Genomic DNA, 10,266 nt, shown 5'->3' with positions numbered 1-10,266 from the left:
TCTGCCGGAGCGGGCAAGTCGGCGCTATCGGATATGCCGCGAGAAGCTACACGTGAGGCAGCACCTCCGCCGCGATCAGCTCCAGATGCTCCAGGTCGGACAGATCCATCACCTGGAGGTAGACCCGCTCGGCCCCCAGCTTCGCCAGCTCGCCGATCCTCTCGACCACCTCGCCGGGCGTGCCCGCGAGCCCGCTCTCGCGCAGCCCGTCCAGGCCGGTGCCGATGGCGGCCGCCCGCCGCTCCAGCTCGGCCTGGTCACGGCCCACGCACACGGTCTGGGCCGCCGACAGGATGATCGTCCGCCCGGCGTCCGCCGCGGCCCGCCGTACCCGCTCGAAGGCCGCGCCCGTGTCGGGCAGCGTCCGGAACGGCACGTTGTACTCGTCGGCGTAGGCCGCGGCCAGCCGCGGCGTGCGCTTGGCGCCGAACCCGCCGATGATGATCGGCGGGCGGGGCCGCTGCGCCGGTTTCGGCAGCGCGGGGGAGTCGGCGAGCCGGTAGTAGCGCCCCTCGAACGAGTACGGTCCCTCCGCCGTCCAGAGGCCCTTGATGATCTCGAGCTGCTCCTCGAACCGCCCGAAGCGCTCGCTCACCGGCGGGAACGGGATGCCGTACGCCGTGTGCTCGGCGTCGAACCAGCCCGTGCCCAGCCCCAGCTCCACCCGGCCGCCGCTCATCCGGTCCACCTGCGCGACGCTGATCGCCAGCGGACCGGGCAGCCGGAACGTGGCCGGCGTCACCAGCGTGCCGAGCCGGATCGTGGAGGTCTCCCTGGCCAGCCCGGCGAGGGTGATCCAGGCGTCGGTGGAGCCCGGTCCCGGGTCGCCCGCGCCGATGCGCTGGTAGTGGTCCGAACGGAAGAACGCGTCGAAGCCGAGCCGTTCGGCGGCCCGGGCGACGGTGAGCAAATCGTCGTAGGTGGCGCCCTGCTGGGGCTCGGTGAAGATCCGCAACTTCATGACGCCATTATCGGCACAGAACGGACGGCATCCGGAGAATGCCCCCCGCGCCGCCCCCGGCCCTTGCTAACGTCTGCCGCCAGCGCTCTGTGTGACCAGGTGACGACTCGGGGTGGGCAATGTCGGATTCGCGGCGCCAACGGGAGCCGGGCATGCTCCCACGCCCTCTCGCGTTCCTCGCTGCGCTGGCGCTGTCCGGCACGACCGGGGCGGTGATCGCGCTGCTTCCCGGCCGGGCGGAGCCCGACACGGGTCCCGGCTCGCCGCCCGCGGCTGGGTCCGGCGCGGCCGCGGACGCCGCCCGGCCGCCCGGTCCCTCCGCCGCGGGCGGTGGGCGGTCTCCCTCCCCAGGGGTGGGGGCCGCGGCGGGCTCGGACGAGGGGGAGGGCGCCCCGGGGGTGGGGTTCGTCGCCTTCGCGGACGCCGCCCGCGGGCCGGCGCTCGATCTCGCCGCCCACGCCCGCCGGACGGGCCTGCGCCGGTACGCCGTCGGCCACGTGATCGCCGCCCCCGTCGGCTGCGCGCCCCGCTGGGCCGGCCCGGCGGCCACGAGCGGCCCGTCGATCCCGGGCGGCCCGGCAGCCCCCAAGGGGACGGCGGCCGCCGAGGGACCGGAGGCCGCCGGTGGCGCGGCCGTCGCGTTCGGCGACCTGCGCGGGCGCTTCGCGGAGCTGCGCGCCGAAGGGGGAGAGGCGGGGCTGGTGCTCGGCGGGCCCGCGGGCCGCGGGCTGGCCGGCGCCTGTGCGACCACCGGCGACCTCACCGCCGCCTACCGCCGGCTCGTCACCGTGACCGGCGCCGCGTTCCTCGACTTCGAGGTGAGTGACGGCGCCGACCACGCCGCCGCCGAACGCCGGGCGCTGGCCGTCCGCGCGCTGCAGGACGACCTGCCGCTGCGGGTCGGCTTCACGCTGCCGCTGCACCCGGACGGCCTGAGCGCGCACGACGTCGAACTGCTCCGGCTCACCCACCGGCTCGGCGTGGACGTCACCACCGTCAACCTCCTGGCTCCCGTCGAGCCGCGCGAGCGGAGCTCGTCCTCCCCCGTGCACGAGGTGGCCGCCTCGTGGGACCGGCGGCCGGAGACCGGGGCGTCCGGGGGCCGGTTGCGCCGGGTGGCGTCCGCCGTCCGGGCGGCGCGCGACCAGATCGCCGACGCCCAGGGCCTGGCCGACGCCCGCGAGGCGGCGCGCCGCCTCGCGCTGACCCCCGTGCTCACCGGCCCCCACGGCCTGAGCGAGGCCGACGCCCGCAGGCTCGCTGCGTTCGCCGACCGCCACGGCCTCGCCTGGCTCTCCCTGCGCGGCACCCCGCAGAACCCCGCCGTGGCCCGCATCCTCTGGCGTATCCCCGCCTGAACTATAGGATCTCGCACGAAAGCGATGATGTGCGGTGAGGGGGAGGGGCGGTGACGGCCCGGCCGGATACAGCGAGAAAGGTCCTCCTCTACTGGATGGACGGCCTGGTCGGCCTGTACATGTTGGGCATCACCGCCTACATCGTGTTACGGACCGCCCAGGGCAGGATCTCGGTCCCGCGCGCCGTGGCCGCCGAGGCGTGCCTGCTGACGCTCTTCGGGCTCTTTCCGTTCCTGCTGCGCCACGCGTTCGACGCCCGGCCGCGCCCCACGGTGCAGCTCGCCGTCGCCGGGCTCGCCGCGGCCGCGGCCGTGGCGCTCGTGCCGGCGCCGCCGGACGGCATCACCATCGAGGGCTCCTGGGCGATGGTGGCGTTCCTGTGGCTGTCGGCCGCCGTCCTCTACCTGCCCGTGTGGGGGGCGCTCGCCCTGAGCGTCGTGGTGGTCGGCCTGACCAGCTCGTACGTGATCCTGATCAGCGGCCGGCCGTGGCCGGGCGTGCTGGTCACCGAGGCGGTCACCGCGGCCGTGACGGCCGTGGCCATGTGGCTGTGGCGCTGGCTGTGGTGGACGATCAGGGACGCGCACGACAGCAAGGAGGCCAAGGCACGGCTGGCCGTCTCCGAGGAGCGCCTGCGCTTCGCCCGCGACCTGCACGACCTGCTCGGCCACAGCCTGTCGGTCATCACGCTCAAGAGCGAGCTGGCCGCCAAGCTCGCCACCAAGGACGCCGGGCGGGCGGCGCGCGAGATGGCCGACGTGCGCCGGCTCGTCGCCGATTCGCTGGCCGAGGTGCGGCAGGCCGTGGACGGCTACCAGGCGCTCGACCTGGAGGCGGAGCTCGCCGGGGTGCGCGCCGCGCTCGAGGCGGCGGGCACCCGCTGCACGATCGAGGCCAGGGCCGGTGACCTGTCGCCGGCCGCCCGCGTGCTGCTCGCCTGGGTGGTGCGCGAGGGCGGCACGAACGTGCTCAAGCACAGCGCGGCCACCCGGTGCGCGATCACGATCGACGGCGGGGTGCTGGAGATGCGCAACGACGGCGTCCGGGGGCCGGCGGCCGGGCCGGGCAGCGGCCTGCGCGGGCTGGCCGAGCGGATGACCACCGCCGGCGGCTCGCTGACCGCGACGGGGATGCCGGACGGCGAGTTCGTGCTCCGGGCGGCGGTGCCCGCATGAGCGGGCCCGCACCCCGCGGTCTCGGGCGGTTCGCCCGGAAGGCGACCAAGCTCGACAAGGTCCGCTGGCTGATCGTCTACTCCACCGACATCGTGCACGGGATCGCCCTGTTCGGCTGGTTGGACCTGTATCTCATGTGGGACCGGCATGGCCTGCCGGCCGCCTCGGCGATCTTCGCCGCCGTCCTGCTGGCCGTGCTCGTCGTGCTGGCGGGGCGGGGGTTCCGGGTCGCGGTCCGGGGCGGCTCGCGACCCACGATCCTCCTCGGGGTCGCCGGGGTGATCGCGCTGCTGCTGGCCGCCATGCCGATCGTGTACGCGGCCGCGCTCTGGCCCGGCATGCTGGCGCCGTTCGTGCGCCGGCGCAGCGTGGTCCTGACCTCCGTCGCGACGGTCGTCGGGCTCAACGCGTTCGTGACGCTGGTCGATGCCCTGTCCTGGCCGCTCGTCGTCATCCAGAGCGCGCTGACCGGGGTCGTGGTCGCCGCCGTGCTGGCCGACCTGGGGCTGTGGCGGGTGGCCAGGGAGGCGCACGAAGGGCAGGAGGCCAAGGCGTTGCTCGCCGTCTCCGAGGAGCGGCTGCGCTTCGCCCGCGACCTGAACGACCTGCTCGGCGAGAGCCTGGCCGGAATCTCCGCCAGGACCGCGCACGCGCAGGAGAGGCTGCGCGACGACCCCGCCGCGGCCGCCGCCGAGATGTTCGAGGTGCGCGACCTGACCCGGCAGGCGCTGCGCGAGGTGCGGACCACCGTGCAGAGCTACCGGGCCCTGGACCTCGACGAGGTGCTCTCCAGCGTGCGGGCGGTGCTGGAGGCGGCCGGCGTGCGCTGCGCCGTGGACGCCGACACGGCGCCGCTGGCGCCGGAGACCCGCACCCTGCTGGCCACCGTCGTCCGCGAGGGGGCCACGAACGTGCTCAAGCACAGCAAGGCCGAGCACTGCAGGATCACGATCAAGGACGGAGTGCTGGAGATGTCCAACGACGGAGTGACCGGCCCGGCCGGAGACCCCAACCCGAACGGGCTCGGCGGGCTGTCCCAGCGCGTCGGCGCCGCGGGCGGCTCGCTGTCGGCCGCGCCCACGCCCGAGGGAACCTTCCTGCTCCGGGCGGCGGTGCCGGCATGACGACGCGCGTGCTGCTGGCCGACGACGAGCACCTCATCCGCGGCGCCCTGGCCGCCCTGCTCGACCTGGAGGACGGCATCGAGGTCGTCGCCCAGGTCGGCCGGGGCGACGAGGTGCTGGCCGCCGTCGCCGAGCACCGGCCGGACGTGGCGGTGCTCGACATCGAGATGCCCGGCATGGACGGGCTGAGCGCGGCCGAGCAGATCAGCTCCCTGTGCAAGATCGTGATTCTGACCAGCCTGGGCCGTCCCGGCTACCTGCGCCGCGCCATGGCCGCCGGGGTCAGCGGCTTCCTCGGCAAGGACGCCTCCGCCGAGGAGCTGGCCATGGCCATCCGCAAGGTGCGGACGGGCGGCCGTTACCTCGACGCCGAGCTGGCCGCCGCCGCCATGGCCGCGGGAGACAGCCCGCTCACCGAACGCGAGCGCGACGCGCTGCGGCTGGCCAGCGACGGCGCCGCCATCTCGCGCATCGCCGCCGAGCTGCATCTGACGGAGGGGACGGTGCGCAACTACCTGTCCAGCGCCATGACCAAGCTCGGTGCCCAGAACCGGCTGGAGGCCATCCGCACCGCCCAGCGCATGGGCTGGCTGTGATCGGCCGGAACGGCCCGGTGCCATAAACCCTGTTTCGCCGGGTAGGGGCCGTCACCTGGGAAGGGGCGGACATGGCTACTCGCGACACGCATCAGGAGCACCTCGGCCACGTCGTCTTCATCACGGCGGCGGCCGCCATCGGTGGGTTCCTGTTCGGGTACGACAGCTCGGTGATCAACGGAGCCGTCGTCGGCATCCAGAAACACTTCGCCGTGGGGCCCGTGGAGATCGGCATCGTGGTCGCCATCGCGCTCCTCGGCTCGGCCATCGGCGCCTACATGGGGGGCCGTCTGGCCGACCGTTGGGGGCGGACCAGGACGATGCAGGTGGCGGCCGCGATGTTCGCCGTCAGCTCGATCGGGCAGATGCTGCCGTTCACCGTCTGGGACCTCGCCGGGTGGCGTGTGCTGGCCGGTATCGCGATCGGCATGGCGTCCGTGCTCGGGCCCGCCTACATCGCCGAGGTGGCGCCGGCGGCCTACCGCGGGCGGCTGGGGTCGTTCCAGCAGCTCGCCATCGTGCTCGGCATCGCGGTCTCCCAACTGGTCAACTACGTGATCGCGCGGCTGGCGGGCGGCAACGTCAACAACCCGCTGTGGGGGCTGGAGGCCTGGCAGTGGATGCTGGGCGCCTGCGTCGTGCCCGCGCTGCTCTACTGGCTGTTCGCCGCGAACATCCCCGAGTCGCCCCGCTACCTGATCATGGCCGGCCGGGACAAGCAGGCGCGCAAGGTGCTCGCCGAGGTCGAGGGCGACCACGTGGATCTGGACGCCCGGCTCGCGGAGATCCACAAGGTGCTCAGGACCGAGGACAAGCCGACGCTGCGCGACCTGCGCGGCTCCGCCCTGGGCCTGCTGCCGATCGTCTGGGTGGGCATCGTCCTGTCGGTGTTCCAGCAGTTCGTCGGCATCAACGTGATCTTCTACTACTCGTCGGTGCTGTGGCAGTCGGTCGGCATCACGCAGGCCAACTCGCTGCTGATCAGCTTCTCCAGCTCCGTCATCAACATCATCGGCACGTTCATCGCGATCGCGCTGGTGGACCGGATCGGACGCAAGCCGCTGCTGCTCATCGGCTCGGCGGGCATGGCGATCTCGCTGGCCACCGCCGCCTGGGCGTTCAGCACCGCCCGGACGGTGGACGGCTCCGTCTCGCTGCCCAGCCCGCAGGGCCCGATCGCGCTGGTGGCCGCCAACTCGTTCGTGCTCTTCTTCGCCCTGTCCTGGGGCGTGGTGGTCTGGGTGCTGCTGGGTGAGATGTTCCCGAACCGGATCCGCGCCGCCGCCCTCGGCGTCGCCGCGTCGGCGCAGTGGATCGCCAACTGGGTGATCACGGTGACGTTCCCCGCGCTGTCGGAGTGGAACTTGCCGCTCACCTACGCCATGTACGCGGGTTTCGCGGTGCTGTCGTTCCTGTTCGTCTGGCGCTGGGTCCGCGAGACCAAGGGGCGGCGGCTGGAGGAGATGGGCTGACCCGGCGGCCCCCGTCATCCTCCCCGGGCGGGTGCACCGGGCGGGCCTCAGGCGAGCGGGATCGGCGTGTCGTCCTCGCCCGGCCGGCGCGGGCCGAAGATCCGCCGCTCGGCCGCGGTGATGGCGACGTCGTTGATGCTCGCCTCCCGCCGCCGCATCAGGCCCTGCGCGTCGAACTCCCACAGCTCGTTGCCGTAGCTGCGCCACCACCGCCCGTCCGCGTCGCGCCACTCGTACTGGAAGCGGACGGCGATGTGGTCGTCGGTGAACGCCCACAGCTCCTTGCGCAGGGCGTAGTCGAGCTCCCTCTCCCATTTGCGGGTGAGGAAGGCGGCGATCTCCTCCCGGCCCGTGACGAACTCGTCACGGTTGCGCCAGACGGAGTCGGGGGTGTAGGCGAGCGCCACGCGGTGCGGGTCTCGGGTGTTCCACGCGTCCTCGGCGGCCCGCACCTTGGCACGGGCCGTCTCGGCGGTGAACGGCGGGACGGGCGGTCGGGTCATGGGTTTCCTTCCGATCTCCACTGGTGGTGCGGGGCTCAGTCGTGGTGCAGGGTGATGGCCTGCACCGGACAGGCCCGGGCGGCCAGCTCGACCTCGCCGGTCAGGGCGTCGTCCGGCGCGGCCTCGTAGGTCAGGACGTCGTCGCCGTCGAGGGCGAAGACGTCCGGCGCGGCGAACACGCACTGGGCGTGGGTCTGGCACAGGGTCATGTCGACGTGGACGCGCATGGCGGGTCCCTTCAGGTGGTGACGGGCGGGTTGAACCGGGAGTACCCGCCGAACGTCCAGCGCTGCGGGAGGGCTCCGGCGACCTCGACGACCCGCTCGACGTCGAAGTCGACCAGTCGCTGCGCGCCCGGGACGGCCGCGGCCCGCTCCGGGTCCCAGTCGATGCGGGCGCGGCCGGTCAGGTGCAGTGCCCTGCCGCCCTCCCAGTCGAGGAACAGCAGCCCGCAGCGGGGGTCGAGCTCCAGGTTGCCCAGGGTCATGAACATGGCGTTGCCGGCGTAGTCGGGCCAGGTCAGCCGCCGGGCGCCGGTCACCCGGACGAAGCCGGGGGCGCCGCCCCGGTGCGAGGCGTCGGCGCCCTTGCCCGGCGCGCGGGTGGCGACGAAGAACGTGTCGGCCCCCGCGATCCAGTGGAGCTGGTCCTCGGCGACCTCGCCGCTCCTGGCGACCGTCCTGGGCCCCTCCGGTGTGCCGTCGCCGTCGGGCGTACGGGTCTGGATGTACTTCGGGCAGTTCGCGTACACCTGTTCCGTACGGACCCGGAGGCCGGAGCCGTCCCGGCGGGCGCGGCCGTTGACCCGCATCCGCCTGCGGCTGCCCGGCTCCAGCGCCAGCATCCCGACGTCGTGCTCCTCGTCGAACAGGCCGGCAAGCGGGTCGCCTGCGGCGGGCAGCCGGTCCACCACGACGGTGCGCTCGTCCGGCGCGGCGGCGAACCCCGGCGGCCCGGTCAGCGGGCTCGCCCACAGCGCCCCGTCGCCGTCCGCGGCGGCGATCACCAGCAGCCGCTGCCGGGCGAGGAACTCCGCGGCCACGGCGGGCACGGCGGCCCGCACCCCGGCCGACCCCCAGCCGGAGCCGGTGAACCCGGCCCGCCGCTGCACCGTCAGCTCTCCCTCGTGCATCATCGTGTTCCTAGAAGAATCCGCAGGTCGGTGCGCCCTGCGTGGGCGCCGGAGCGGCGCCGGCACCGCTCGGGGCGTAGATCTCCAGGCGGATCCCGTCGGGGTCGGTGAAGAACACCCCGCCGGACGAAGCGCCCTCGCCGTGGGGCACGACACCGTCGTAGACGAGGGTCGCGCCGAGCTCGCGCAGCACCTTCTCGGCCCGGTGCACCGCCTCGACGTCGGGCACCTGGAACGACAGGTGGTGCAGGCCCGGCCGGTCGGTCGCGAACGCACCGCCGCTCTGCTGCCACAGCGTGACCATCAGCGTGCCCTCGCGACCGAGGAGGGCGTACCGGCGGTCGCCGGTGGTCTGCTCGCGGACCACCTCGAAGTCGAAGACCTGCCGGTAGAAGGCGATGGAACGGGCCAGGTCGGTGACGTTGAGGCCGACGTGGCCGGTCTGCAGGGTGGGCGTGCTCATGCGGGACCTCCAGCAGTTTCTAACGGTTGATTACACTGCCTACCATTAGAATAGTGGCGGAGATTTCTCACGTCGTCAACCGTTGGGTAGCGTTAGAACGTGAATGTGGCCGACTTCATCGGCGGGGGCGCCCCGCTGCTCGGAGAGCCGCCGCCCATCGAGCTGGCCAACACCGTCCACGCGGTGCGCGGCCACCGGCGCGACGGCCTGCGCACGATCGAGCACCTGGCCGCCTGGCTGCGGGACGTCCGCCCGCGCCTGGCGGTCCCGCTGACGGACGCCGAGCTGTGCGAGGTGACCGGCGAGGACCTGGCCGACGCCAGGGAGCTCCGCGACGCCATCCGCGCCCTGGCCTCCGCCGCCGCCCCCGAATCCGGCGATGCCGCGCTGGACCCCCGGGCCGCCGAGACGCTGAACCGCCACGCGAGGCGCTCGCCCCGGTGGCGCGAGCTGCTCCTCGACCCGGAGCCGCACGCGGTGGTGCGTGGCACGGGCCGTCCCGTCGCCGCGGCCCTGGCGGCCGTCGCCGAAGAGGCGGTCGACCTGTTCGCCGGCCCCGCGCGGCACAGGCTGCGCGCCTGCCAGGGGCCCGGCTGCGTCCTGCACTTCGTCCGCGAGTCGCCCCGGCGCGAATGGTGCTCGGCCGGCTGCGGCAACCGCGCCCGTGCCGCCCGCCACTACGCCAAGGTGCGCCGCCCCTGATCGACCCCTCCTCCGACGTCGCTGTTCAGCGGCCTCGACCCGGGCCTGATGTCCGAGGCCACCGGCCACGGCGGCCCGAGAGGCCGGTGCCGAGCCGGTGCATGGACGTCAAGAGGTGAAGCGGTAGCCCATGCCGGGTTCGGTGATCAGGTGGACCGGGTGGGCGGGGTCGCGTTCGAGTTTCTTGCGGAGCTGGGCCATGTACTGGCGCAGGTAGTTGGTCTCCTTGACGTAGCTGCTGCCCCACACCTCGGTCAGCAGGTAGCGCTGGGGGATGAGCTTTCCGGGATTGCGGAGCAGGACTTCCAGGATGTGCCATTCGGTGGGGGTGAGCCGTACGCCCCCCGAGATGGCCTTACGGGTCAGGTCCACGGTGTGGTCGCCGATCTTGATGCTGGCCAGTTCGGCCTCCTGGACGGCGGCTCGGCGGGCGACGGCGCGGATGCGGGCGAGGAACTCGTCGATGCCGAACGGCTTGGTGACATAGTCGTCGGCTCCCGCGTCCAGGGCTTCGATCTTGTCGGCGCTGCCGGCCCGGCCCGACAGGACGACGATGGGGACCTTGGTCCAGCCGCGCAGGCCGTGGATGACGTCGATGCCGTCGATGTCGGGCAGCCCGAGGTCGAGGACGACGAGATCGGGATGCCATTCGGCGGCTTCACGCAGGGCGGAGCCGCCGTCGGCGGCGACCGCGACCTGGTAGTGGCGAGCGGCCAGATTGATGCGCAGCGCGCGCAGGATCTGCGGCTCGTCGTCGACGACGAGGATCTTGGTCATGGT

The 10,266-nt window shown here is 73.5% G+C and carries 12 protein-coding genes; 6 read left to right on the top strand and 6 right to left on the bottom strand.

All coding sequences use genetic code 11. The features are described from left to right. Positions 1 to 46: 46 nt before the first annotated feature. Complete coding sequence (locus FHU36_RS28710) at positions 47 to 961, bottom strand: LLM class F420-dependent oxidoreductase (protein WP_185086898.1); 915 nt, start codon at positions 959 to 961, stop codon at positions 47 to 49. 152 nt (positions 962 to 1,113) lie between these two features. Between FHU36_RS28710 and FHU36_RS28705 the strand changes: the two genes are divergently transcribed. The 5 genes from FHU36_RS28705 (at position 1,114) to FHU36_RS28685 (ending at position 6,686) form a co-directional block, all read left to right on the top strand. Further along, positions 1,114 to 2,319: a glycoside hydrolase family 18 protein gene (locus FHU36_RS28705; RefSeq protein ID WP_185086897.1), complete on the top strand. Its 1,206-nt coding sequence runs from the start codon at positions 1,114 to 1,116 to the stop codon at positions 2,317 to 2,319. A gap of 50 nt (positions 2,320 to 2,369) precedes the next feature. Continuing rightward, positions 2,370 to 3,494: a sensor histidine kinase gene (locus tag FHU36_RS46560; RefSeq protein WP_185086896.1), complete on the top strand. Its 1,125-nt coding sequence runs from the start codon at positions 2,370 to 2,372 to the stop codon at positions 3,492 to 3,494. Continuing rightward, the gene (locus FHU36_RS28695; RefSeq protein WP_185086895.1) at positions 3,491 to 4,618 is read left to right on the top strand and encodes a sensor histidine kinase; all 1,128 of its coding nucleotides are present in this window, start codon (positions 3,491 to 3,493) and stop codon (positions 4,616 to 4,618) included. The genes FHU36_RS46560 and FHU36_RS28695 overlap by 4 nt, the downstream gene beginning before the upstream one ends. Then, positions 4,615 to 5,214: a response regulator transcription factor gene (locus FHU36_RS28690; RefSeq protein WP_185086894.1), complete on the top strand. Its 600-nt coding sequence runs from the start codon at positions 4,615 to 4,617 to the stop codon at positions 5,212 to 5,214. Before FHU36_RS28695 ends, FHU36_RS28690 begins: the two co-directional genes overlap by 4 nt. Positions 5,215 to 5,285: 71 nt before the next feature. Next, entirely contained in the window at positions 5,286 to 6,686 is a 1,401-nt protein-coding gene (locus FHU36_RS28685; RefSeq protein ID WP_185086893.1) for a sugar porter family MFS transporter, read from the top strand. A 47-nt stretch (positions 6,687 to 6,733) separates the two neighbouring features. Here the strand turns inward: FHU36_RS28685 and FHU36_RS28680 are convergent, their stop codons facing one another. Genes FHU36_RS28680 through FHU36_RS28665 form a run of 4 tightly spaced genes read right to left on the bottom strand, consistent with a single transcriptional unit; the run spans position 6,734 to position 8,784 of the window. Then, positions 6,734 to 7,189, bottom strand: coding sequence for a nuclear transport factor 2 family protein (locus tag FHU36_RS28680; protein ID WP_185086892.1), 456 nt, complete (start codon positions 7,187 to 7,189; stop codon positions 6,734 to 6,736). Positions 7,190 to 7,224: 35 nt separating this feature from the next. Next, a complete protein-coding gene (locus FHU36_RS28675; RefSeq protein WP_185086891.1) occupies positions 7,225 to 7,416 on the bottom strand; it encodes a ferredoxin in 192 nt (63 codons plus the stop codon). A gap of 11 nt (positions 7,417 to 7,427) precedes the next feature. After that, on the bottom strand, positions 7,428 to 8,324 hold the full coding sequence (locus FHU36_RS28670; RefSeq protein WP_185086890.1) for a pyridoxamine 5'-phosphate oxidase family protein: 897 nt from the start codon (positions 8,322 to 8,324) through the stop codon (positions 7,428 to 7,430). Positions 8,325 to 8,331: 7 nt separating this feature from the next. After that, entirely contained in the window at positions 8,332 to 8,784 is a 453-nt protein-coding gene (locus FHU36_RS28665) for a VOC family protein (RefSeq protein WP_185086889.1), read from the bottom strand. A 99-nt stretch (positions 8,785 to 8,883) separates the two neighbouring features. Between FHU36_RS28665 and FHU36_RS28660 the strand changes: the two genes are divergently transcribed. Continuing rightward, a complete protein-coding gene (locus tag FHU36_RS28660; RefSeq protein ID WP_312891888.1) occupies positions 8,884 to 9,486 on the top strand; it encodes a CGNR zinc finger domain-containing protein in 603 nt (200 codons plus the stop codon). 108 nt (positions 9,487 to 9,594) lie between these two features. Here FHU36_RS28660 and FHU36_RS28655 read toward each other — a convergent pair whose 3' ends face one another. After that, a complete protein-coding gene (locus FHU36_RS28655; RefSeq protein WP_185086888.1) occupies positions 9,595 to 10,263 on the bottom strand; it encodes a response regulator in 669 nt (222 codons plus the stop codon). Positions 10,264 to 10,266: the final 3 nt, after the last annotated feature.

Origin of the sequence: Nonomuraea muscovyensis (genome assembly GCF_014207745.1) — a bacterium.
Lineage (GTDB): Bacteria > Actinomycetota > Actinomycetes > Streptosporangiales > Streptosporangiaceae > Nonomuraea > Nonomuraea muscovyensis.
This window is presented reverse-complemented; position numbering and strand designations above follow the sequence as displayed.

Coding starts and splice junctions, on each gene's coding strand:
- FHU36_RS28710 (WP_185086898.1), bottom strand. CDS start 961: ATGAAGTTGCGGATCTTCACCGAGCCCCAGCAGGGCGCCACCTACGAC.
- FHU36_RS28705 (WP_185086897.1), top strand. CDS start 1,114: ATGCTCCCACGCCCTCTCGCGTTCCTCGCTGCGCTGGCGCTGTCCGGC.
- FHU36_RS28695 (WP_185086895.1), top strand. CDS start 3,491: ATGAGCGGGCCCGCACCCCGCGGTCTCGGGCGGTTCGCCCGGAAGGCG.
- FHU36_RS28690 (WP_185086894.1), top strand. CDS start 4,615: ATGACGACGCGCGTGCTGCTGGCCGACGACGAGCACCTCATCCGCGGC.
- FHU36_RS28685 (WP_185086893.1), top strand. CDS start 5,286: ATGGCTACTCGCGACACGCATCAGGAGCACCTCGGCCACGTCGTCTTC.
- FHU36_RS28680 (WP_185086892.1), bottom strand. CDS start 7,189: ATGACCCGACCGCCCGTCCCGCCGTTCACCGCCGAGACGGCCCGTGCC.
- FHU36_RS28675 (WP_185086891.1), bottom strand. CDS start 7,416: ATGCGCGTCCACGTCGACATGACCCTGTGCCAGACCCACGCCCAGTGC.
- FHU36_RS28670 (WP_185086890.1), bottom strand. CDS start 8,324: ATGATGCACGAGGGAGAGCTGACGGTGCAGCGGCGGGCCGGGTTCACC.
- FHU36_RS28665 (WP_185086889.1), bottom strand. CDS start 8,784: ATGAGCACGCCCACCCTGCAGACCGGCCACGTCGGCCTCAACGTCACC.
- FHU36_RS28655 (WP_185086888.1), bottom strand. CDS start 10,263: ATGACCAAGATCCTCGTCGTCGACGACGAGCCGCAGATCCTGCGCGCG.